Origin of the sequence: Streptomyces sp. NBC_01689 (genome assembly GCF_036250675.1) — a bacterium.
Taxonomy (GTDB): Bacteria; Actinomycetota; Actinomycetes; order Streptomycetales; family Streptomycetaceae; genus Streptomyces.
In genome coordinates, this window is the sequence record NZ_CP109592.1 from 4,138,425 (window position 1) to 4,160,360 (window position 21,936).

At 71.3% G+C, this 21,936-nt stretch carries 19 protein-coding genes; 6 read left to right on the forward strand and 13 right to left on the reverse strand.

What is annotated here, in order from left to right:
- Positions 1–145 precede the first annotated feature (145 nt).
- Together OG776_RS17455 and OG776_RS17460 are read left to right on the forward strand one after the other, a co-directional pair.
- Positions 146–1,252: a serine hydrolase domain-containing protein gene (locus tag OG776_RS17455; RefSeq protein ID WP_329321530.1), complete on the forward strand. Its 1,107-nt coding sequence runs from the start codon at positions 146–148 to the stop codon at positions 1,250–1,252.
- 21 nt (positions 1,253–1,273) lie between these two features.
- On the forward strand, positions 1,274–2,173 hold the full coding sequence (locus OG776_RS17460; RefSeq protein WP_148010194.1) for a phosphotransferase family protein: 900 nt from the start codon (positions 1,274–1,276) through the stop codon (positions 2,171–2,173).
- Between the two features lie 105 nt (positions 2,174–2,278).
- Here the strand turns inward: OG776_RS17460 and OG776_RS17465 are convergent, their stop codons facing one another.
- Positions 2,279–3,337, reverse strand: a complete 1,059-nt coding sequence (locus OG776_RS17465) for a hypothetical protein (RefSeq protein WP_329321532.1) — start codon at positions 3,335–3,337, stop codon at positions 2,279–2,281.
- Positions 3,338–3,811: 474 nt separating this feature from the next.
- Between OG776_RS17465 and OG776_RS17470 the strand changes: the two genes are divergently transcribed.
- Positions 3,812–5,116 (forward strand): alkaline phosphatase, encoded by a 1,305-nt coding sequence (locus OG776_RS17470; protein WP_261994622.1) that lies wholly within the window; start codon positions 3,812–3,814, stop codon positions 5,114–5,116.
- Positions 5,117–5,222: 106 nt separating this feature from the next.
- On the opposite strand, the gene OG776_RS17475 is transcribed toward OG776_RS17470, so the two are convergent.
- From OG776_RS17475 to OG776_RS17490, 4 genes are all read right to left on the reverse strand, one after another.
- A complete protein-coding gene (locus tag OG776_RS17475) occupies positions 5,223–6,437 on the reverse strand; it encodes a cytochrome P450 (RefSeq protein ID WP_148010192.1) in 1,215 nt (404 codons plus the stop codon).
- A gap of 154 nt (positions 6,438–6,591) precedes the next feature.
- The gene (locus tag OG776_RS17480) at positions 6,592–7,983 is read right to left on the reverse strand and encodes an NAD(P)/FAD-dependent oxidoreductase (protein WP_148010191.1); all 1,392 of its coding nucleotides are present in this window, start codon (positions 7,981–7,983) and stop codon (positions 6,592–6,594) included.
- Positions 7,980–8,207 carry a ferredoxin gene (locus OG776_RS17485; protein ID WP_148010190.1) on the reverse strand — a complete coding sequence of 76 codons (228 nt, stop codon included), beginning with the start codon at positions 8,205–8,207 and terminating at the stop codon, positions 7,980–7,982. The genes OG776_RS17480 and OG776_RS17485 overlap by 4 nt, the downstream gene beginning before the upstream one ends.
- Positions 8,208–8,649: 442 nt before the next feature.
- The gene (locus OG776_RS17490; protein WP_148010189.1) at positions 8,650–9,690 is read right to left on the reverse strand and encodes an NAD(P)-dependent alcohol dehydrogenase; all 1,041 of its coding nucleotides are present in this window, start codon (positions 9,688–9,690) and stop codon (positions 8,650–8,652) included.
- Positions 9,691–9,862: 172 nt separating this feature from the next.
- Between OG776_RS17490 and OG776_RS17495 the strand changes: the two genes are divergently transcribed.
- A complete protein-coding gene (locus OG776_RS17495) occupies positions 9,863–10,777 on the forward strand; it encodes a helix-turn-helix domain-containing protein (RefSeq protein ID WP_148010188.1) in 915 nt (304 codons plus the stop codon).
- Positions 10,778–10,918: 141 nt separating this feature from the next.
- Here the strand turns inward: OG776_RS17495 and OG776_RS17500 are convergent, their stop codons facing one another.
- The 4 genes from OG776_RS17500 to OG776_RS17515 form a co-directional block, all read right to left on the reverse strand.
- Positions 10,919–11,602 (reverse strand): ABC transporter ATP-binding protein, encoded by a 684-nt coding sequence (locus OG776_RS17500; RefSeq protein WP_329321537.1) that lies wholly within the window; start codon positions 11,600–11,602, stop codon positions 10,919–10,921.
- 72 nt (positions 11,603–11,674) lie between these two features.
- Complete coding sequence (locus tag OG776_RS17505) at positions 11,675–13,129, reverse strand: ABC transporter permease (RefSeq protein WP_329321539.1); 1,455 nt, start codon at positions 13,127–13,129, stop codon at positions 11,675–11,677.
- Between the two features lie 248 nt (positions 13,130–13,377).
- Positions 13,378–14,628, reverse strand: coding sequence for a L,D-transpeptidase (locus tag OG776_RS17510; protein ID WP_148010186.1), 1,251 nt, complete (start codon positions 14,626–14,628; stop codon positions 13,378–13,380).
- Between the two features lie 270 nt (positions 14,629–14,898).
- On the reverse strand, positions 14,899–15,246 hold the full coding sequence (locus OG776_RS17515) for a hypothetical protein (RefSeq protein ID WP_148010185.1): 348 nt from the start codon (positions 15,244–15,246) through the stop codon (positions 14,899–14,901).
- 110 nt (positions 15,247–15,356) lie between these two features.
- Between OG776_RS17515 and OG776_RS17520 the strand changes: the two genes are divergently transcribed.
- The gene (locus OG776_RS17520) at positions 15,357–15,704 is read left to right on the forward strand and encodes a hypothetical protein (protein ID WP_148010184.1); all 348 of its coding nucleotides are present in this window, start codon (positions 15,357–15,359) and stop codon (positions 15,702–15,704) included.
- Between the two features lie 29 nt (positions 15,705–15,733).
- Positions 15,734–16,474, forward strand: coding sequence for a DUF2625 family protein (locus OG776_RS17525; RefSeq protein ID WP_329321542.1), 741 nt, complete (start codon positions 15,734–15,736; stop codon positions 16,472–16,474).
- Between the two features lie 272 nt (positions 16,475–16,746).
- Here OG776_RS17525 and OG776_RS17530 read toward each other — a convergent pair whose 3' ends face one another.
- From OG776_RS17530 to OG776_RS17545, 4 genes are all read right to left on the reverse strand, one after another.
- Positions 16,747–18,405, reverse strand: a complete 1,659-nt coding sequence (locus OG776_RS17530; RefSeq protein WP_148010183.1) for a DEAD/DEAH box helicase — start codon at positions 18,403–18,405, stop codon at positions 16,747–16,749.
- 149 nt (positions 18,406–18,554) lie between these two features.
- Positions 18,555–18,758 carry a cold-shock protein gene (locus OG776_RS17535; protein ID WP_028803001.1) on the reverse strand — a complete coding sequence of 68 codons (204 nt, stop codon included), beginning with the start codon at positions 18,756–18,758 and terminating at the stop codon, positions 18,555–18,557.
- 214 nt (positions 18,759–18,972) lie between these two features.
- Complete coding sequence (hutH, locus tag OG776_RS17540; RefSeq protein ID WP_148011012.1) at positions 18,973–20,511, reverse strand: histidine ammonia-lyase; 1,539 nt, start codon at positions 20,509–20,511, stop codon at positions 18,973–18,975.
- A gap of 145 nt (positions 20,512–20,656) precedes the next feature.
- On the reverse strand, positions 20,657–21,811 hold the full coding sequence (locus OG776_RS17545; RefSeq protein WP_148010182.1) for a GGDEF domain-containing protein: 1,155 nt from the start codon (positions 21,809–21,811) through the stop codon (positions 20,657–20,659).
- Positions 21,812–21,936: the final 125 nt, after the last annotated feature.

Sequence of the window (21,936 nt, forward strand, 5' to 3'; positions counted from 1 at the left end):
GGGGCCGGGCGGGGCCCCGGTTCCGCGTGTCCCGCTCCGGGTCCGTCCCCCGGCTGTGCCCCTCCCCCTCCCACACCGTCCGGCGACCGGCGCCCGTCCGGAATTCGGTTGCGGTGCGTCGGCGCCGCGGGCTAGAAAGCCAGCCATGGCCGACATCCAGGGCTCGTACGACGACCTGTTCACCGCCGTGCCCGGTGCGCTGTCCGCGTTGCTGGACGAGGGGGACGCCGGTGCCTCGGTGGCCGTCTTCGTCGACGGCGAGCCGGTGGTGGACGTCTGGGGCGGGTTCGTCGACGCGGACCGCACCCTCCCGTGGCGGCGGGACACGATCACCAACGTCTGGTCCGTCACCAAGACGATGACGGCGCTGTGCGCGCTGCTCCTCGCCGACCGCGGCGACCTCGACCTGGACGCGCCGGTCGGACGGTACTGGCCCGAGTTCGCCGCCGCGGGCAAGGAGAAGGTGCTGGTGCGGCATCTGCTCTCGCACACCGCGGGCCTGCCCGACTGGGAGGGTCCCGTCGAGGAGCTTTACGACTGGCCGTCCGCCACGGCACGGCTGGCCGCGCAGGCTCCGCAGTGGGAGCCGGGTACCGCGGCCGGATACCACTCGCTCACCCAGGGGTTCCTCGTCGGCGAGGTCGTCCGCCGGATCACCGGCCGAGGCCTGGGCGAGTTCTTCGCGGAGGAGGTGGCCGGACCGCTGGGCGCCGACTTCCGTATCGGGCTGGCCGCCGAGCACGACCACCGGGTGGCGCTCTCGGTCCCGCCGCCCTCGCACGACGAGAACTACACCGCGGGCGCGGCCGGCGGCAAGGCGTCCCCCGGCGCCGCGACCCCCATTCGGGTCCGCGACGGCAACAGCGTGGCCTGGCGCCGTGCGGAGATCCCCGCGGGGAACGGATTCGGCAACGCCCGCTCGGTCGCCCTCGTGCAGTCGGTGCTGGCCTGCGGCGGAACGCTGCACGGGACACGACTGCTGTCGCGGGCGGGCTGTGACCTCGCGCGCCAGGAGCAGTTCAGCGGCGAGGACCGCATCCTGGGCACGCCCATGCGGTGGGGCCTGGGCTACGGACTGTTCGACAGCCTCTACGGGTGGGGCGGCTGGGGCGGTTCCCTGGTCGTCATCGACCCCGCGAGCCGTATGACGGTGGCCTACGTGACCCATCAGATGCGCGAGCCGTCGGCCGACCACCGGGGGCTGGAGATGGTGATGGCCGCCTACGAGGGGCTTCAGGGTCTGCGCGTCTGATCGACCACCAGGGGGCGGCACATGACCGGTCGCGGCCACGACGGCCCGGCGGACGTCCGCGAGATCGTCGCCACGCACCTGCCCGGCCGTCGGACCGGGTCCGTGGTGCGGCTCGGCGAGGGCCTGGACAACGTGGCGTACGAGGTCGACGGTGAACTGGTCGTGCGCTTCCGCAAGGAGCCCGACCCGGTACGGCGGGCCGCCCTGGTACGCCATGAGGCCCGCGTGCTCTCCGCCGTGGCGGGCATCTCGCCGCTGCCCGTCCCCGAACCGCTGTTCACGGTCGAGGAGCGGGGATGTCTGGCCTACCGCAAACTCCCCGGCGTCCCGCTGCTGGACATGCCCCGGCACCGGCGAGCGGACCATGTCACGTCGATCGCCGCCACGCTCGGCGCGTTCCTCGCCGCGCTGCACGCCGTACCGGTCGATCGGGCGGCCGGACTGGTGGACACGGACCACCCGTCGCCCACCGAGTGGCTGCGGCAGGCCGCGGAGACCCACGCGACGGTGGCCGGGCGGATACCCGCGTCGCACCGACGCGCCGTCGAGTCCTTCCTGGAGACCGCGCCGCCGCCCGCCGGCCGCACCGTGGTGTTCTCCCACAACGACCTGGGGATCGAACACGTTCTCGTCGACCCGGTGACCTGGGCGGTGACCGGCGTCATCGACTGGAGCGACGCGGCCGTCGTCGACCCGGCCCACGACTTCGGGCTGCTCCACCGCGATCTCGGCCCGGCCGCCACCCGCGCCGCCCTCGCCGGCTACCGCCCCGGCGCCGACGACCTCACGGCGCTCCGCGAACGCGCCGTGTTCTACGCGAGGTGCGGCGTCTTCGAGGACCTCGCCCACGGCATCGAGACGGACCAGAACACGTACGTCGACAAGAGCCTCGCCGCGATGGGGTGGCTGTTTCCGTCATAGCTCCGTCGTGTCGGCCGGGTGGCCGGGTTCTCGGGGAGGCAGGGGACATCGGTCCACCGACCGCAGGCAACTGGGCCACGGACGCGGATGGAACGCGTCGACGGTTCAGCGCACCAGGGCGGCCACGGCCAGCGGCACGAGGACGGCGGCGACCGAGACGAGCGTGGAGGCCAGGGTCTGCGCGTTCACCACACCTGACGGGCTTTCGGAGACCTTGGTGAACAACTCCACCAACTGCTTCTCGTGCTCGGTGAAGGGGCGCGTCCCGGGCGGCTGCTTGGGGAGCCGACGCTCCATGACCCGCAGGACGGCCATGCGTTTCTCGAGGACGGCCTGAGACAGACGCCATTGCGAGTAGAAGCCGTAGAGGAGGATGGAGAGCAGGATGATGGCGGCCACCACCCATTTCGTCGTGAGATAGGCGCCGTTCTGTGCCACGAACGGCGAGAGCCACACCCATGGCGCGAACGCGAGGGCGGCTCCGAACACGCACCACAGCGTCACTATGCGGTACCAGCGTGAGAGGGCTTCGATGCCCGGTGTGCGGGCGGGTGCCGACCATGTCAGCCTGAGGTGACCGGTCTTGGTGATGATCCTCGACAGTCGCGACGCCCGGAACAACCAGTACAGGCCGTTCGCACCACCAGCGCCCGACACGGTGACCGACACGTACGACGCCGCGTCGATGTACATGTGCTGGACGACCTGCTCGACGTCGGACAGCGCCCAGAGCATCAGGCACGCCACTGCCGAGCCCGTCAGCATCCAGCGCTCCTGGCGCCACGGACGCAGGCCTCGGCTGATCCAGGCGTGCACTTCCCTGGCTCCACGAGGAGTCAGCATCCTGTCGACACTCGGCAGCGCTCGGTGGAACGCTCGGCACCCGGACCATGCGGCAAGCACCAGAATGAGGTCGAGGGGCACGTAGTAGCAGATCCAGAAGAGATAGGCGTTCCGGCCTCGTGAGGTCGGGTGCCCCCAGAACTGATGCGCGGCCGCGATCACCGGGGGTGCGAGGATCACCGCGAAGTAGAGCGTGCTGCCCCGCGGGCTCCAGATGTTCTTGCGCGCCCTGTTGTCTGCGCGAATCCCGAACCAGCGCAGTACGACCACCCGCGCGAGGTCGCGATGATATCGGTCGTTGAGTGCGGATGACGGCGGCACAGACCCTCCCAACCAGTCCGTATCAGGATGCTCTCGACGTCACTTTCAGGGAGTCGTGTTGCTGCACGGTGGCCGTCCGCGCACGGAATCCGAGGATTGCGCATCAGACTGTGACGAGATCTTCGGGAGTCCGTGTGGAAGGGTGCGGCTGGGAACTCGCGGAACGGGCCCGGGGAACGCGGCGTTCCGCCCTCAGCTTCCGTCGGCTGAAGAAGCCTGAGCCGTGGCTCCGATCGGCACGGTGGGCGCCGTCCTCATGGTGGTGGCCATCGTCATCTTCCGCCCACGGCCGGATATCCGCTCCCGAGTCGACGACGTCCCCGCTCGCGCGACCTGTCCGGACAAGTGGTGTGGGTGCGGGACCTGCGCGTTTACCTGGCGCTGATGATCTCGTCGTGCACTGGACATCTGTTCTTGGCCGTCCTCCCCCCAAAGAACTTTATGTTCGCGGTCAAGTGATGGGCAAGAACAGCAATGGAGGACGTTGTGTCCCTGGATGCCCGTAGGGCCCGGCGGTTCGCCGCCCCCGCAGCCGCCGCAGTCGCGGCCGCCGTCGTCACGATGGTGGTCAACCCGACGCTGGGCGCTTCGGCCTCGGCTCCGCAGGCCGCGGCCAAGGCCAAGGCCCCGACCGCCAAGAACGTCATCTTCATCAACGGCGACGGCATGGGCGCCGCCATGCGTCAGGCCGCCCGTCTGCACCTGGCCGGCCTGAACGGCCAGCTCGCGATGGACAAGCTCCCCGTCTCGGGCCAGCTCACCACCGAGCCGGACGACCCGAAGGCCGTCGTCACCGACTCGGCCGCCGCGGCGACCGCGTGGGCCACCGGTGAGAAGACCTACAACGGCGCGATCAGCGTCGACGTGGACGGCAACCCGCTGGCCACCCTCGGCCAGCAGGCCAAGGCGGCCGGGAAGGCGACCGGCCTGGTCACCACCGCGCAGGTCACCGACGCCTCGCCGGCGGCGTTCTTCTCGAACACCGCCAACCGTTCGGCGCAGGACGAGATCGCGCGCCAGTACATCGAGGTCAGCAAGCCCGACGTCATCCTGGGCGGTGGCGAGGACTGGTGGCTGCCCGCGGGCAGCGCCGGCGCGTTCAAGGACCAGCCCGCCGAGGACCCGTCCGAGGCGAGCAAGGGCACCAAGGGCGACCTCATCAAGAAGGCCAAGAAGGCCGGTTACTCCTACGTCAACAGCGCGGACCAGCTCAGCCGCGCCAAGGACGGCAAGCTCCTCGGTCTCTTCGCCAACGAGGAGATGTTCCAGCAGCGTCCCGAGGGCCAGGGCGACGTGTACAGCCCGGTCGTCGGTCTCTCCACCATGACCAGCAAGGCCCTGAGCACGCTGGACAAGAACAAGAAGGGCTTCTTCCTCATGGTCGAGGAGGAGGGCACCGACGAGTTCGCGCACTCCAACAACGCCACCCGCACCCTGCAGTCCATGCAGGAGCTGGAGAAGGCCGTGGCGGTCGCCCGCGCGTACGTCGCCACCCACTCCGACACCCTGCTGGTCATCACCGGCGACCACGAGACCGGCGGCCTGGCCGTCGAGGAGTCGGACGCCGCCGACGAGTCCGGCACCGGCATCTCCGCCGAGGACGGTCCGTTCAGCATCCGCGGCAGCGACAAGAGCTTCTACGTCGACTGGACCACGTCCGGCCACACCGGCGTGGACGTGCCCGTGACCGCGGCCGGCCCGCTGTCCGACCGTTTCACCGGCAAGCACGCCAACACCCACGTGTACGACGTGCTGCGTGAGGCGCTGACGCGCCGCTGAGCCGCACACCGTCAGCGGGGCCCCGGAGCGATCAGGCTCCGGGGCCCCGCTGACGTCACGGCAGCCGGCCGCGCGCCGCACGGCCGGGCCGGCGTACGGGCACCGCTCAGCCCTGCTCCACGTACAGGTGCAGAGGGCCCCGCAGGACGGGGCTGGGCCGGTACGGCGGCGGGTCGACGACCAGCCCCGGCCGTTCCAGGCGGCGTACCAGCTCGGTCAGCGCGATCTGGGTCTCCAGTCGGGCCAGCGGTCCGCCGAAGCACAGATGGATGCCGCTGCCGAACCCCAGGTGCTGGTTGTCCCGCCGGTCGGGCGTGAAGCGGTCGGGGTCCTCGAAGCGGTCCGGGTCGCGGCTGCCCGACGCGAGCATGAGCATGATCTGCGAGCCCTTGGGGATGACCGTGTCGCCGACCGTGATGTCGCTGTACGCCGCCCGCCAGGGAATGATGTGCACCGGCGGCTCGTAGCGCAGCAGTTCCTCCACCAGTGGTACGACCAGGTCCGGTTCGCCGCGCAGCCGGTTCAGCACCTCGGGGTGGCGCAGCAGCGTCAGCACGCCGTTGGCGATGAGGTTGACGGTGGTCTCGTGGCCGGCGATGAGCAGCAGGTTGGCGGTGCTGATGATCTCCTCGTCCGTCATCCGCCCGTCGGGGCCGTCGTCGTTGGCCAGCCGGGTCAGCAGGTCGTCACCGGGGCGGCCGTGGCGCCCCTCCAGCAGTCCGCCGAGGTACTCGCGCAGGTCCTTGGTGGCCTGCACGCCGTTGTCCAGTTTCTCCGGCGGATCGGTCCCGGGGTCGTAGTCGATCGACTCGATGATGGCGTTCACCCAGACGTGGAACCGGGGTTCGTCCTCACGCGGCACACCGAGCAGGCGGCAGATCACGGTGACCGGGAACGGGTAGGCGAAGTCGTCGACGACATCGATGCGTTCCTGGTCCGCGAAGCCGTCGATCAGGCCGCCGACGACGGCGGCCAGGTCGGGTTCCAGACCGGTGACCAGTCCCGGGGTGTGCGGCGGCCCGAAGTGACGCATCGCCAGCCGGCGCAGGCGGTCGTGCTCCGGCGGGTCGAGGTTGATGAACGACGGGGTGGCGCGTCCCTCGACCGCCGCCATCGGCCGCGACAGGTTGCGTACGTCGGAGCTCAGGCGCGGGTCGTGGAGGATGCCGGTGAGCTCCCGGTAGGTACTGATGACGTAACTGCCGTCCTCCTGCAGGGCCACCGGGGTCCGGCGCAGTTCGGCGTAGAGGGGGTAGGGGTCGGCCCGGGAGGAGTGGTCGAGGATCCGGCGCAGCGTGTCGGGCGTCTCGGTCGTGGTCATGTCGCTTCCCTCCTGCGTCCCTCGTTCCTGCGTCCCGCCTTCGTACGTCCCTGGTTCCCGCGTCGCCGGCGCGTGCCTCCCTCGTTCCTGCGTCCCCGGTCCGTCCGTCCCTCGTGTGTGCCTCCCCGTTCGTCCCGCCCGGGGCGTCGTCCCGCTACCTCCCTTGCCGCACGGCGGTGACCCGTCGTCCGCCCGGGTCGTGTCCGGTGACGACGACGGTGGCGCCCTGCGCGAGCAGGGTGGGTCCGGGGAAGTCGACCGGCACCGGCTTCGCGTCGACGGGCTGGTCGGGGGTCGGGCAGGGCGGCGGGAACGGCGCCGCCGTCTCGATCAACCGCCGATAGTGGTCGAGCCACTTGGCGTTGTTGAAGCTGACCGCCGCGGTGACCCGGCCCTGGTATCCGTAGGCCGCGACGAAGCGGCGGTCGGACACGGACCCCTGGGCGACGACGACCTCGTCGGCGTACGTCGGCACCCCGACGGACTTGATGTTGACGCCGAACTGGATCGACCAGAACGCCGGGATCGACAGGTGCGGCCACCGGTCGGCCTGGGTGCTGACCATGTTGTGGGCCGCGATCTCCGCCTGTTCCACGGCGTTGGCCCAGTGCTCCAGGGAGATGAACCGGTACTCGTAGACCGGGTTGGGGCTGCGTGCGACGTCCCCGGCGACGAAGATGTCGTCGGTGACCAGGCCGTTGAGGTCGAAGGCACGGCAGCCCGCGTCGCAGGCGACTCCCCACACGCCCACCGCCAGTCCCGAGTCCCGCAGCCACTCGGTGTTGCGGATGCCGCCGAGCGCCACCACCGCGACCTCCGCGTCGACGGTGCCGCCGTCGGAGAAGTGGGCGCGCCGCAGCCGCCCGTGGGCGTCGCCCTCCAGCCGGGTGACCCTGACCCCGCAGCGCAGGTCGACCCCGTGGGCGCGCTGCATGTCGGCGGCGACCTCGCCGATCATCGCGCCGAGTCCTCCGACCAGCGGGGCGGGACCGAGTTCGGCGACGGTCACGGGGAGACCGCGTTCGCGGCAGACGGAGGCGATCTCGGAACCGGTGAAGCCCGCGCCGATGATCAGGACGCGGGAGGGCCCGGCGGCGATCGCCCGCTGGAGACCGTCCGCGTCCTCCCGGGTACGGACGACGAACACGCCGTCCAGGGCCGCTTCCTCCTCGACGGGCCAGGGCCGGGCCCGTACCCCGGTGGCGATGAGCATGCGGTCGAAGGGGATCCTGCGGCCGTCGGCCAGCCGTACCTGGTCGGCCGCCAGGTCCAGTCCGTCGGCCGGTACGCCCAGGAGCCACTCGGCGTCGATGTCGCACCGCCGCGGCAGGGTCGTACCCCCGGCCGGCACCCACCCGGTGAGGACCTGTTTGGACAGCGGAGGACGGTCGTAGGGCTCTCCCAGTTCGTCACCGATCATGGTCAGCGAGCCGGTGAAGCCCTCGCCGCGCAGGGCCTCCGCGGCGCGCAGCCCCGCCAGGGACGCGCCGACGATCACCACCCGGCCGTCCCGCTTGAACCGCTGCAGCGTGTGGGCGCTGCTCATGACGGCGACGTCCCCACCGGCGCGTCCCGCTCCTCCAGCCGGTCGACCAGGATGGCCTGGAGCGGGCAGGCCGCCGCGGCGCGCAGGACCTGCCCGCGCTGGGCGTCGTCGGGGTTCGGGGCGTACATCAGCGCTTCCTCGCCGTGCATCCGGAACGCGTCCGGGGCCAGGAACGCGCACTGGGCGTACCCCTGGCACCGGGAAAGATCGACGACAACTCTCATCCCGGCCTCCATTTCACAGGGCCGCACGGCGGCGGGACCCGGGCGCGCCCTTCGGGTCGCCCACGCGGCACCACCACGGCGCCCTGAAGCGAGAGTCATGCCTTCCAAGAAGAGGTACGGCGATGGCCACCGCGTACGCGCGGGACGTGCCACGCCCGTCGAGGGTCTCGGTCGGACAACTGGTCGTCACGGGGAGGAACTGACCGTCACGACAGGGGCTCCGGCGCCCGGAATTCCTCCCGGGAAGCCTCCCGGGAACGGCCCGGAGAGCCTGACCTTGCCGTCGAAAAGCGTATCCCGCGCCCCTCGGGGCCGCACCCGGGACGGGAGGGCCAAGGACGAGGGCCGGACAGACGAGGGCGCCGACCGGTCCCGTGACCGGTCGGCGCCCTCGTCGCGCCCGTCGGACCGGCGGATCGCGCCCGTCGGTCCGCCCGCTCGGCTAGATCGTCGCGGTGTCGATGACGAAGCGGTAGCGGACGTCGCTCGCCAGCACCCGCTCGTACGCGTCGTTGATCTCGGACGCGCTGATCAGTTCGATCTCCGCGCCGAGGCCGTGCTCCGCGCAGAAGTCGAGCATCTCCTGGGTCTCCTGGATGCCGCCGATGCCGGAGCCGGAAAGGGACTTGCGGCCGCCGATCACGGAGAAGAGGTTGAGGGAGATCGGCTCCTCGGGGGCGCCGACGTTCACCAGCGCGCCGTCCGTCCGCAGCAGCGAGAGGAACGCGCCGAAGTCGAGCGGCGCCGAGACCGTGGACAGGATGATGTCGAAGCTGCCGCGCAGTTCCTCGAACGTCTTCGGGTCACTGGTGGCGTAGTAGTGGTCGGCGCCCAGCTTCAGGCCGTCGTCCTTCTTGCGCAGGGACTGCGACAGCACGGTCACCTCGGCGCCGAGCGCGTGGGCGATCTTGACGCCCATGTGGCCGAGGCCGCCCATGCCGAGGACCGCGACCTTCTTGCCGGGGCCGGCGTTCCAGTGCCGGAGCGGCGAGTAGGTGGTGATACCGGCGCAGAGCAGGGGCGCGGCCACGTCGAGGGAGAGGCCGTCAGGGATGCGGACGGTGAAGTTCTCGTCGACGACGATCTTCTCCGAGTATCCGCCGTAGGTGGGCTCGCCGTTCTTGTCGAGGGCGTTGTAGGTGCCGACGTTGCCCTTGAGGCAGTACTGCTCCAGGCCCGCCTTGCAGTTCTCGCACTCGCGGCAGGAGTCGACCATGCAGCCGACACCCACGCGGTCGCCGACCGCGAAACGGGTGACGCCGGGGCCGACCTCGGAGACGATGCCGGCGATCTCGTGGCCGGGAACCATCGGGAAGATCGCCTCACCCCAGCCCTCGCGGGCCTGGTGGATGTCCGAGTGGCAGATTCCGGCGAACTTGATGTCGATCAGGACGTCGAACTCGCCCACGGGGCGGCGCTCGATGGTGGTGCGCTCCAGCGGGGCCTTGGAGGCGGGGGCGGCGTACGCAGCAACAGTGGTCATGCCGGGGGTTCTCCTAAGGAGTGGTCTGCGCCCGGCTCCTTGATCCGCCGGGCACGCTCACCAGCCTGCCCCCTCGCGCGCCCTTCACCCAGGCCACGGCTTTGCGTACGACCGGTGGTCCTACTACTGGCGGGGTCAGGCTCCGGTACGTACGACCATGAATACTGGACGTATGAACGAGCAGCCCTTCCAGGAGATCGCCGGGGACGCCGGGCAGCCGCTGGACCGGCGGGCCGAGCTCAGCGAGTTCCTGCGCACCCGGCGGGCCCGGCTGAAGCCGGAGGACGTGGGCCTGCCGGACTTCGGGCGGCACCGCCGCGTGCCGGGGCTGCGGCGGGAGGAGCTGGCGCAGCTGGCCGGGGTCTCCGTCGCCTACTACACCCGGCTCGAACAGGGCAACGGACGGAACGTGTCGGCGGAGGTGCTCGACGCCATCGCCCGCGCCCTGCGCCTGTCGGACGCGGAGCACGCGCACCTGACCCACCTCGCCAAGCCGAAGCAGCACAAGAAGAAGCAGACGGCCCGGCCGCAGCACGTGCGGGTGGCGCTGCGGCATCTGCTGGACATGCTGGACGGCGTGCCCGCGTACGTCACCGGGCGGCGGGCGGACATCCTGGTCTGGAACCGGATGGCGGCCGCCGTGTTCGGTGACTGGTCCGAGCTCGCGCCCGGCGAGCGGAACTGGGCACGGCTGGTGTTCCTGCGGCCCGAGTACCGCGAACTGTTCGTGGACTGGGAGCAGAAGGCGATCGACATCGTGTGCATGCTGCGCATGGACGCGGGCTGCCATCCGGACGATCCCAGGCTGTCGGCGCTGGTCGGCGAGCTCTCCGTGAAGAGCCCGGACTTCCGGCGGCTGTGGGCCACGCACGACGTGAAGGAGAAGAACCACGGCGTGAAGGAGCTGCGCCATCCGCTGGTCGGCGACCTGGCTCTGCAGTTCGAGTCGTTCCGGATGACGGACGACAGCGAGCAGGCTCTGATCACGTATCACGCCGAGCCGGGGTCCGCCTCGGCGGAGGCCCTGCGGCTGCTGGCCAGCTGGGGCACGGACGCGACCCGCGCGGGGGCCGGCGCCCAGTCGTAGGCACGTCCGGGCGGTCGTACCCGCGCCGCGGCCCCGGCCCCCGGGACGGCGGGGTGCTTCGCGGCGGGCGCCCGGGCGCCTCGCGGACACGGAGGCCCGCCGGGGCCGTGTCTCCCTCCGGCGGGCGTCCGCTCGTGTCCGTCACGCCCCCGCGTTCTCCTTGACGGTGATCTTTCCCCTGCGGATCGTCGCGAGGCGGGGGGCCTTCCGCGCGATCGCGGAGTCGTGGGTGACCATGATGAACGTCAGTCCGCGCTCCTTCCACATGGTCTCCAGGACGTCCATGATCTCGTCGCGCATGGACTCGTCGAGGTTGCCGGTGGGCTCGTCCGCGAGCAGTACCTTCGGCTGCTTGACCAGGGCACGGGCGATGGCGACGCGCTGCTGCTGACCTCCGGAGAGCTCGGCGGGCAGATGTCCGAGCCGCTCGGCGAGCCCCACCGACGCCAGCGCCTCGGCGGCCCGCGCGCGCCGCTCCTTGCCCTTCACGCCGAGGGGGACGAGGGCCGTCTCCACGTTCTCCTGGGCGGTGAGCGTGGGGATCAGGTTGAAGCTCTGGAAGACGAACCCGATGTTCTCGCTGCGCACCTTGGTGAGCTTCGCCTCGGAAAGTCTCGCGAGGTCGACACCGTCGAGTTCGATGCTGCCCGCGGTGGGCCGGTCGAGTCCGCCGAGCATCTGCAGCAGGGTGGACTTCCCGCCGCCCGTGGGCCCCTGGATGACGAGCCGGTCCCCGTCCGAGATGGTCAGATCGATTCCGGCGAGCGCTTCGACGGTGCCCTTGCCCCGCTGGTAGCGCTTGATGACGCCTCTGAGTTCGTACATGGTGCTGCTCCTGGTTGTGCGTGAGGGGGCCGTGCGGAAGGTGTGGGCCGCACGGTCCGTGCGGGGCCCGGTCTATTCGACGCGGCGCAGGGCGTCCGCGGGCCGCAGCCGGGAGGCGCGCCAGCCGCCGAAGGCGCCGGCGATCAGGCCGCCGGCGACGGCGAGGGCGACCGCGGCGGCGATGGTGGAGAGGCTGACGGGCGCGGTGAGCGTGACGTCCAGCGCCTTGGACGCGACCCGCCGGCCGGGACCGCCGAAGCCGCCGAAGCCGCCCTGCCCGCCACCGCCGCCGCCGGCCGAACCGCCGATCTGCGCCTGCAGGCTGGGGCTGATCTCGGTGACCGCGTACGCGCCCGCCAGGCCCAGCGCGATGCCGAGGACACCGCCGACGAGACCGTTGACGACGGCCTCACCGACCACCTGACGGGTCACCCGGCCCGACTTCCAGCCGAGCGCCTTGAGGGTGCCGAACTCGCGCACCCGCCGGGAGACGGCCGAGGAGGTGAGCAGTCCCGCGACCAGGAACGCGGCCACGAGCACCGCGATCGAGAGCCACTTGCCGACGTTCGAGGCGAGGTCGGAGGCGGTCGACAGGGAGCCGGAGACGGTGTTCGCGAGGTCCGCCGAGGTGGTGACCGTGGTCCCCGAGATGTTCTTCTGGATGGTGCTCTTGACGCTGGAGATCTGCTGCGAGTCGGAGGCCTTGACGTAGATCGTGGTGACCTTGTCCTTGGCGTCGGCCAGCGTCTGCGCCTGCTTCAGCGGCATGTAGAGGTTGGCCGCCGCGTCACCGCTGTCCGGGGTCGCGATCCCGATCACCTTGTACTTGACGCCCTTGACGGTGACGGTGGACCCGACGGAGAGCTTCTTCTCCTTGGCGTACGACGTGTCGGCGACGATCACCTTGGCGTCGGTCTCGGACGTCGTGAAGGTGCGGCCGCTGGTGATCTTCGAGGAGGTCAGCGGGCCGAGGGCCGGCTTGGTGACGTCGGTGCCGTAGACGGAGTAGTTGTTGACGTCGAAGTTGGCGCCGCCGCCCTCGACACGGCCCTGCGGAGGCTGCTGGCCGCCCTGGCTCCGGTTGCCGCCGCCGTTGCCGTTCTGCTGGAACTGACCCCGGGTGAACTGTCCGTTGACCCGGATGACCTGGAGGCTGAGGCCCCCGACCGAGTCCGCCACACCGTGCTGGGCGTCGACCTTGGAGACCGTCGAGGAGGCCAGGGTCTGGAAGCCCTGGACCATGACGCGGTCGCTGCTCTGCTCCTTGTCGGAGCCGTTGTCGTTCGCGTCGAAGTTGAAGCGGGGCCGCTGACCGGTGCTCGACGGGGGTGCCGCGGCCTTGGTGACGGTCATGTCCGTACCCAGCCCGTACAGCGACTGGAGGACCTTGCCCTGGGCCTTCTCCATGCCGGACGACACGGAGCTGACCACGATGACCAGGGCTATGCCCAGGGCGAGCCCGGAGGCGACGACGAGCGCCGCCTTCCTGCGGCGGCGCAGTTCGCGCCTCAGGTAGGTGAAGAACATGGTCGCAAGGTAGGTACGGCGCGTGATGAAGCCATAAGGCCGAAATAAGAGAACGATGAAAAGGCGAGGAGGCGGGAAGGCCGCGAAGACTCCGAACGCCGAGCAGGCCGCGACCGCTTCGAACGCCGCACCGGCGAGGGAGTTCACCCGTGCGCGGTCTCGGAAGCCTGTGCGAAAGCCGACGGCGGCGGCCCGTGCGGGCCGCCGCCGTCGGCGGGGTTCCGGTGCGGAAGGAGCGGGCGTCGGCGTCAGACGGCCGAACCGGCCTTCCAGGAAGCCCAGTCCAGGTTCCAGCCGTTGAGGCCGTTGTCCGGGGCGATGGTCTTGTCGCCGGTGTTCTTGACGACCACCACGTCACCGATCAGCGAGTGGTTGTAGAACCAGGCCGCCGGGGTGTCCGGGTCGTTGGCACCCTTGGTGTCGGACAGGCCGACACAGCCGTGGCTGGTGTTCACCGAGCCGAAGATGGACTTGGCACCCCAGTAGTTGCCGTGCACGAAGGTGCCGGAGTTCGACAGCCGCATGGCGTGCGGTACGTCCTTGATGTCGTACTCGCCCTTGCCGTCGGAGTTGGTGAAGCCGACCGTCGAGCCGTTCATCCGGGTCTCCTTGAACTTCTCGGAGATCACCATCTGGCCCTGGTACGTCTTGTGCTCCGGCGATCCCGAGGAGATCGGGATCGTCTTGACCGTCTTGCCGTCCTGGGTGACCTTCATGGTCTTGGTCTGGGCGTCGACGACCGAGACCTGGTTGCGGCCGATCTTGAACGTGACCGTCTTCTGCTGCACGCCGTACACACCGCTCGCACCCTGGACGCCGTCCAGGTTCAGCTTGAGGGTGACGGTGGAGCCGCCGGTCCAGTAGTTCTCGGGACGGAAGTCGAGGCGGTTGGCGCCGAACCAGTGGCCGACGACGTCCTGTCCGCTGCTGGAGGTGACGGTGATCCCCTTCTGCACGGCGGCCTTGTCGGTGATCGCCTTGTTGAAGTTGATCGAGACCGGCATGCCGACGCCGACGGTGGAACCGTCCTCCGGCGTGAAGTTGCCGATGAAGCTGTTGGCCGGGGAGACCGTGGTGAACGAGGCGTTCTCGTGGGCCACCAGGCCCGCGGAGTCGGTGGCCTCGGCCGCGACCTTGTACGTGGTCGCACGGTCGAGCTGGGCGGCCGGCTTCCAGCTCTTCTTGTCGGCAGATATCTGGCCGGACACGGCCACGCCGGCCTCCGTCTTCATGGAGACAGAGGTGAGTGTGCCCTTGGTCACAGTGACCGCGGCGGCGTTGTTGATGGACGCGTTGTCGGAGCCGTCGGCGGGGGTGATCTTGATCTGCGCCTCGGAGCTCTTCTTGGCCGCCGCCTCGTCGGCCTGGGCCTGCGAGGACCGGCCGCCGTCCGAGGCCTTGGCCTCGCCGCCGCCTCCGCTGCACGCAGAGAGCACCAGCACTCCGCCGAGCAGTGCGGACGCGGCCATCAGGCCCCGACCCCGCTTACTGTCCGTCATCACACGCTTCTCCATCGTTGCCGAATCACCAAATACCGCAAGATCCCCGTGGGAACCCTCAACGTACGACCGGTTCATCCCGTTCCACACCCGTCGGGCATGTGGGACACACCACCCGGTCGACGGTGCCGGCCGGTCCGGCCGGGCCCGCGACCGGGTGGACCGGCGACCGGACCGGACCGATGGTGCGGATGTGGCCGGTGCGTCGCCTGAGACGAATGAACCCCGGGCGGCGGTTGCCACCCGGGGTCACGAATTTCCCAAGGGGCGTCAGCCGACTCCGACTTCTTCGTCGTCGTCCTCGTCGACATCATCCTCGTCGAGGTCCCATTCCGGCGAATCGGGGTCGTAGTCGATCGGTTCGCTGCTCCAGGACGCCTGCGCGAGCTCGACCCCGGGCACCTCGCTGACCAGGTCGAACGGATCGACGAGATGGGCGAGGGCTTCGGCAGTGTCTTCGGTCACTGCGTTCTCGGCGTGGGTCCGCTCGTCGCTCTGCATGCCGGAGTCGTCGGCGATGCGGCGCAGCGCGGCCTTGGTGACGGCGTCCGCGTCGTCGACTTCCAGGACCAGCTCCACACGAAGCCGGACAAACCGTGATGTCTCAGGAGTGTTCATGAGACGGAGCGTACGGCCCGATGTCCCCGCGACTTTCCCACGACCCGCGACTTTCATTAGCATCGGCCCACACGGCCAATTCGCCAGCGCCACAAGGGGATCGATATTACGTGTCCGCCGCACGTCGCTCGTTGCTGACCGCCACCGCAGCCGGGACCCTCCTGGGAGCCCTGTGGTTCGTCCCGTCCGCCAACGCGACTCCGGAACAGCCTGCTCAGCAGGGGTCGGCGCCCGCCGCCGACCGGTCTTCCGCCACCGCGACGAACGCCGGCACGGCGGCCACGACGGCGGACAGAACCGAACAGGCCACCGCGGAGCAGAGCGGCGACCAGACCCTGCTGGCCGACACCGGAAGCGTCGACACGACGCCGTACGTCGTCGGCGGCACCCTTTTCCTCGGCCTCGGCGCCGGCTTTGTGACCTACTCGGTGCGCCGGGAACGCACGGCGGCCTTCTGAGCGCAGCGCTCCGGCCCGGAACCCACGGGATGCCCATGCGAGACCTGACCGAGCTGACCGATGTCGAGGAGCCCGCCTGGCCCCTCCTGTCCGAGGCGATCTCCACGAGCACGGTGTCGCTGGAGGTGCTCCCGGTGGAGCCCGCCCGGGCCCGCGCCACCCTGCTGCAACTCCAGGTCACCGCGCGCTCCTGGCTCGGCGCCTTCGTCCTCAACTGCGGCGGGGTGTCGCTCGACAGCGGCTGGCTGCGCATCTACGGCAGTCCGGGCGACGGGGCGCCCGGGGGGCCGCCGGGCATCGCCGACGTCAACGGGTTCCCCACCGGCTTCGATCCGGCGTGGCGGCCGGACGGCGGGCTGGTCGTCGGCCATGACGTCCTCGGTGGGGCCTATGTGCTCAACGGTCCCGAGCCGGGCTCGGTGGGCCGCCCCGGAGGCCCGGGAGAGGTGGTCTACTTCGCGCCCGACGCCCTGCGCTGGGAGGCCCTCGGCGTGGGCCACGCGGCGTGGCTCAGCTGGCTCCTGGAAGGCGGCACGGAGGACTTCTACGACAACCTGCGCTGGCCCGGATGGCGGGCCGAGACGGGGCCGCTGCCGGGCTCCCAGGGCATCACGTTCGATCCGGTGCTGTGGTCGGCCGACGCCCGGCGCGACCTGCCCGCGGCCCGCCGCCGCGCCCTGCACATGACCGAACTCCTGGACCTCCACCGGGGAGTCGGCCTGGAGCTCGACAAGGTCGACCCGGGCTTCCTCGGCAACTTCCACCCCTGAGGGCCGACTTCCGGCCCAGGGACTTCCGGCCCAGGGACCCCCGGCCGGGGGATCGCCGTCCCCGGGACTCCCGGCCCACGTCCTTCTTTTCGTCGGCCATTTCCTCGGCCTTTTCCTCTGTACGGCTTCCGTCCCTGGGGTGCGGCCGCGGTCCCCGAGTTCCGGCGTCCGTCCCTGGAGACCCGACGGGCCCGGGCTCCGTGAGGAGCCCGGGCCCGTGAACGTCCGCGGCCGCGGCGCCCGGCCCCGATCCGGGGCCGGCCCGGGTGCGCCTACGCGGCGCGCCGGCCGCCGCCGCCCTGTCCGCCACGCTCCGTACGACGCTGCGGGGCACGTCCCCGGGTGCCGCCGCCGGTCCCGTTGCCGCCGCCGGTACGGCGTCCGCCGGTGGCACCGCCCCCGGTGGCGCCGCCCGTGCCGCGCTGCGGCTGGCGTCCCTGCGCCTGCCGCCCGCCGCCCGACTCCGCGCCGGTGCCCGAACCCGCGGGGCGCCGTGCGCCGCCGCCCGTCCGGGGCCGCGACCGGGCCGCCCGCTGCTTCGGCTGCTCGACGGGCTGGGGCACCTCGATGACGACCGGGACCCCGGAGGGCTCGCGGGCGCCGGTGAGACGGGCCAGTTCCTCGTCGCTCGACGTGACCCGGGCGGAGCGCGGGGTGATGCCGGCGTCGGCCATCAGACGCGTCATCTCACGGCGCTGCTCGGGCAGGACGAGGGTGACGACGCTGCCGGACTCGCCGGCCCGCGCGGTACGCCCGCCCCGGTGCAGGTAGTCCTTGTGGTCGGTCGGCGGGTCGACGTTGACGACGAGGTCGAGGTCGTCGATGTGGATGCCGCGTGCGGCCACGTTGGTGGCGACCAGCGCGGTGACCTGGCCGTTCTTGAACTGGTCGAGGGTCCGGTTGCGCTGCGGCTGGCTGCGGCCGCCGTGCAGCGCGGAGGCCCGGACACCGTTGGCCAGCAGCCGCTTGGTGAACCGGTCGGCACCGCGCTTGGTGTCCACGAAGAGGATCACGCGGCCGTCGCGCGCGGCGATCCGCAGGGCCACGGCCTTCTTGTCGGTCTCGTCGGCGACGTGCAGCACATGGTGCTCCATGGTCGTCACCGCGCCCGCCGACGGGTCGACGGAGTGCACCACGGGGTCGGTCAGGAACATCCGGACGAGCCGGTCGATGTTCTTGTCCAGCGTCGCCGAGAAGAGCAGCCGCTGACCGTCCGGCTCGACCTGCTGGAGCAGCGCGGTGACCTGCGGCATGAAGCCCATGTCGGCCATCTGGTCGGCCTCGTCGAGGACCGTGATCGCGACCTGGCCGAGCGTGCAGTCGCCGCGCTCGATGAGGTCCTTCAGCCGTCCCGGGGTGGCCACCAGCACCTCGGCGCCGCGGCGCAGCGTCCCGGCCTGGCGGCCGATGGACATGCCGCCGACCGCGGTGGCGACCCGCAGGTTGACGGCGGTCGCGTACGGCGTCAACGCGTCGTCGACCTGCTGGGCCAGCTCGCGCGTGGGGACCAGGACGAGGGCGAGCGGCGCCCGGGGTTCGGCGCGCCGGCCGGCGGTGCGGGCCAGCAGCGCGAGCCCGAAGGCGAGGGTCTTGCCGGAGCCGGTCCGGCCCCGGCCGAGGACGTCGCGTCCGGCCAGGGAGTTGGGCAGGGTCGCGCCCTGGATCGGGAACGGCTCGGTGACGCCCTGTGCCGCGAGGGTCTTGGTCAGGGCGGCCGGCATGTCCAGCGCGTCGAAGGAGTCGACGGCGGGCAGTGCCGGGGTGATGGTCTCCGGCAGGGAGAACTCCTGCGGTGCCGCCGCCTTGCGGGCGGGGACCTTGCCGGCGCCCCGGCCGCCCCCGCGGCCCGCGTTCCTCGCGGAGCCGCCGGTCTGGGCGCCGCCACGCGCATTCGCCGGCCGCTTACGGACGGGACGTTCGGATCGAGTCATGCTGGATCTGGATTTCCTTCCTGGGCCCCACGGACTGCACGCACAGCGCCCGCCGCCCTTTCGCGGCGGCTTTCTGAGCACTCACAGCACGAGCCGGGACCCGCACCCGAAGGTGCGGGCCCCGGCTCTGGAAAAGCGCGTCCCCGAAATCAGGCGGGGATGATGTTCTCCGCCTGCAGGCCCTTCTGGCCCTGCGCGACGTCGAACGAGACCTTCTGGCCCTCCAGCAGCTCACGGAAGCCGGAGCTGGCGATGTTGGAGTAGTGGGCGAAGACGTCGGGGCCGCCGCCGTCCTGCTCGATGAAGCCGAAGCCCTTTTCCGAGTTGAACCACTTCACGGTGCCGGTTGCCATGTTTCTCTCCTGAACAGGTAAGGCCCCAATCCGGAGATGCACCGGGAAATGCCGGAGATGCCGGTAAAACAAAACGCGCCTGCGGAGGATTCCGATCAGGCGCACAAAGTAAATGGGTACCAAAAACGTATCAATGAGACAGTAGCACACTCTGGGACCCGTGAGGGCGCCGGCCGGTCGGCGGGCGCCCTCGACGGCGTACGGCGGCGGGCGTCTACAGCAGCGGACCCGTGACGGGTTCCACCGCGGCCACCACCCGGCCTGCACGCACGAAGGCGTCGGCCGCCTCCAGGTCCGGCGCGAGGAAGCGGTCGGGGCCCGGGCCCTGGACACCGGCGGCACGGACGGCGTCGATCACGGCCCGCGAGGCCGGGGCGGGGGCCAGTCCCTCGCGCAGCTCGATCGCGCGGGTGGCGGCGTACAGCTCGATCGCGACGATGCGGGTGAGGTTGTCCACCGCGGTGCGCAGCTTGCGCGCGGCCGACCAGCCCATGGAGACGTGGTCCTCCTGCATGGCGGAGGACGGGATGGAGTCCACCGACGCCGGTACGGCGAGCCGCTTCATCTCGCTGACCAGGGCGGCCTGCGTGTACTGGGCGATCATCAGGCCGGAATCGACGCCGGCGTCGTCCGCGAGGAACGGCGGCAGGCCGTGCGAACGGTTCTTGTCGAGCAGCCGGTCGGTGCGGCGCTCGGCGATGGAGCCCAGGTCGGCGGCGGCGATGGCCAGGAAGTCGAGGACGTAGGCGACCGGGGCGCCGTGGAAGTTGCCGTTCGACTCGACCCGGCCGTCGGGCAGCACGAGCGGGTTGTCGACGGCGGCGGCGAGTTCCCGCTCCGCGACGAGCCGGGCGTGCGCGAGGGTGTCGCGGCCGGCGCCCGCGACCTGCGGGGCGCAGCGCACGGAGTAGGCGTCCTGGACGCGCGGGGCGCCGTCCTGGTGGTGGCCGGTGAGCTCCGAACCCTTGAGCACGGCCAGCATGTTGGCGGCCGAGGCGCCCTGTCCGGGGTGCGGGCGGATGGCGTGCAGCTCGGGGGCGAGGACCTTGTCGGTGCCGAGCAGCGCTTCGAGGGAGAGCGCCGCGGTGACGTCGGCGGACTTGTAGAGCGTGTCCAGGTCGGCGAGGGCCATGACCAGCATGCCGAGCATGCCGTCGGTGCCGTTGAGGAGGGCGAGGCCTTCCTTCTCGCGCAGTTCGACGGGGGCGAGGCCGTGCTCGGCGAGGAGTTCGCGGGCGGGGCGGACCGTGCCGTCGGGGCCCTCCGCGTCGCCCTCGCCCATCAGCGTCAGCGCGCAGTGCGAGAGCGGCGCCAGGTCGCCGGAGCAGCCCAGCGAGCCGTACTCGTGCACGACCGGGGTGATGCCCGCGTTGAGGATGCCGGCCATGGTCCGCGCGACCTCGGGCCGGACGCCGGTGTGCCCCGAGCAGACGGTCTTGAGCCGCAGGAACATCAGCGCGCGCACGACCTCGCGCTCGACGCGGGGGCCCATCCCGGCGGCGTGCGAGCGGACGATGTTGCGCTGCAGCTGGGCGCGGAGTTCCGGGCTGATGTGTCGGCTCGCGAGCGCTCCGAAGCCGGTGGAGACGCCGTAGACGGGCTCCGGCTTGGCGGCCAGCGCGTCCACGATCTCGCGGGCCGCGGCCAGGGCCGCCACCGCCTCGTCGGCGAGCTCGACCCGGGCGCCGCCGCGCGCCACGGCGAGAACGTCGGACGCGGTCACGCCGGACGTCCCCACCACCACAGTATGCATATCCATATTCAGGAGCGTACGCAGTGAATTCCGTGATGTCACTAGTGGTGTCACTAGTGGATGGCAGGTTCGCCCCTTACTTCGGTGTACGTCACCGCGTCGCTCGGGTGTACGTCACCGCGTCGCTCCGGCGCGGGTCGCCGCGTCACGGCCGGCGCCGCTCGTGACGGCCCCGGAAGCGGCGGCGCTCCCCCTCGGCCGGGGGCGGCGCGTCGGCGAGGCGCACGACCGGATCGTCGGGCCCCTCCCGGCCCGCGACGACGGGCAGGGCGGCGCGCACGGCCTTCGCGCGGTACTGGGCGGCGTCGGCCAGCCGGAAGAGCCGGCGGGCCGAGCGCACCGGGCCGATCGCGTCCCCGGTCGAGGCGACCCCGCACGCCACCCCGTCACCCTGCTCCAACCCGGCCGCGCGACGGCAGAGTTCACCGGCGATGCGGACCACCTCGTCGGCCGGCGGCCCGACCGCGAGAAGGCAGAACTCGTCGCCGCCGAGGCGCGCGGCGAGGGTGCCCGGGAGCATCGCCCCGCACAGCGACAGCACCGACCCGAAACGCTCCAGCAGCCGGTCGCCGACGGCGTGCCCCTGGGTGTCGTTCACGCGCTTGAGCCCGTTGAGGTCGCAGACGACCAGACTGACCACGACGTCCTCCGCCCGGTGCCGTCCGATCGCCTCGTCGAGACGCACGTCGACGGCCCGGCGGTTGGCGAGCCCGGTGAGGGCGTCCGTGAACGCCAGCCGCCGTGCCTCCTCCAGCCGTTCGGTCTGGGCGATCCCGGCCGCGACCACGGAGGCGAGGACGGTCGCGAAGTCCGCGTCCGCCCGGTCGAAGAAGGGCTCCGCGGCGCGGCGGGCGACATACAGCTCACCCCAGGCCCTGCCGTGCAGCACGACCGGGGCGACCACGCAACAGCCCCGTCCGCGCCTGCGCAGGGCGGTGACCCGCTGATGGCAGTAGCCGGCCCGGCCGCCCGCCGGGCCGTCCGCGGTCTCCACCCAGGCGTTCGGACCGCCGCCGCCGGCCCAGCGTTCGTGCAGGAACTCGGCGATCTCCGGGAACTGGTGCACGGGGTAGGCCTCCCGCTCGGGGAACTCCTCCTCGTCCGGCGCGCGTTCGCCGACGTTCACCAGCACGCGGAGCCGGCCGAGTTCGCGCTCCCACACGGAGAGCGCGGCGAAGCTCCCGCTGAGCGCGTGGCAGGCGCCGAGCGCCGCCGCCCGCCAGGATTCGCGTGGGGTGTGCGCCGCCGCCATCCCCTGCGCCAGCTCCACCACGGCCCTCAGCCGTCTGTCCTCACCCATCACTACAGGCTAGGGACATTTACCTCCATGTGGGACATCGGTACGGCGGACAGGGGCCCGAGTGGCCGTACGGGCACGGCGGACGCGCCTTCGTACCGCCCGTACGGGCACGGCGGACGCGCCTT

Coding starts and splice junctions, on each gene's coding strand:
- OG776_RS17455 (WP_329321530.1), top strand. CDS start 146: ATGGCCGACATCCAGGGCTCGTACGACGACCTGTTCACCGCCGTGCCC.
- OG776_RS17460 (WP_148010194.1), top strand. CDS start 1,274: ATGACCGGTCGCGGCCACGACGGCCCGGCGGACGTCCGCGAGATCGTC.
- OG776_RS17470 (WP_261994622.1), top strand. CDS start 3,812: ATGGAGGACGTTGTGTCCCTGGATGCCCGTAGGGCCCGGCGGTTCGCC.
- OG776_RS17475 (WP_148010192.1), bottom strand. CDS start 6,437: ATGACCACGACCGAGACGCCCGACACGCTGCGCCGGATCCTCGACCAC.
- OG776_RS17480 (WP_148010191.1), bottom strand. CDS start 7,983: ATGAGCAGCGCCCACACGCTGCAGCGGTTCAAGCGGGACGGCCGGGTG.
- OG776_RS17485 (WP_148010190.1), bottom strand. CDS start 8,207: ATGAGAGTTGTCGTCGATCTTTCCCGGTGCCAGGGGTACGCCCAGTGC.
- OG776_RS17490 (WP_148010189.1), bottom strand. CDS start 9,690: ATGACCACTGTTGCTGCGTACGCCGCCCCCGCCTCCAAGGCCCCGCTG.
- OG776_RS17495 (WP_148010188.1), top strand. CDS start 9,863: ATGAACGAGCAGCCCTTCCAGGAGATCGCCGGGGACGCCGGGCAGCCG.
- OG776_RS17500 (WP_329321537.1), bottom strand. CDS start 11,602: ATGTACGAACTCAGAGGCGTCATCAAGCGCTACCAGCGGGGCAAGGGC.
- OG776_RS17505 (WP_329321539.1), bottom strand. CDS start 13,129: ATGTTCTTCACCTACCTGAGGCGCGAACTGCGCCGCCGCAGGAAGGCG.
- OG776_RS17510 (WP_148010186.1), bottom strand. CDS start 14,628: ATGACGGACAGTAAGCGGGGTCGGGGCCTGATGGCCGCGTCCGCACTG.
- OG776_RS17515 (WP_148010185.1), bottom strand. CDS start 15,246: ATGAACACTCCTGAGACATCACGGTTTGTCCGGCTTCGTGTGGAGCTG.
- OG776_RS17525 (WP_329321542.1), top strand. CDS start 15,734: ATGCCCATGCGAGACCTGACCGAGCTGACCGATGTCGAGGAGCCCGCC.
- OG776_RS17530 (WP_148010183.1), bottom strand. CDS start 18,405: ATGACTCGATCCGAACGTCCCGTCCGTAAGCGGCCGGCGAATGCGCGT.
- OG776_RS17535 (WP_028803001.1), bottom strand. CDS start 18,758: ATGGCAACCGGCACCGTGAAGTGGTTCAACTCGGAAAAGGGCTTCGGC.
- hutH (WP_148011012.1), bottom strand. CDS start 20,511: ATGCATACTGTGGTGGTGGGGACGTCCGGCGTGACCGCGTCCGACGTT.
- OG776_RS17545 (WP_148010182.1), bottom strand. CDS start 21,811: ATGGGTGAGGACAGACGGCTGAGGGCCGTGGTGGAGCTGGCGCAGGGG.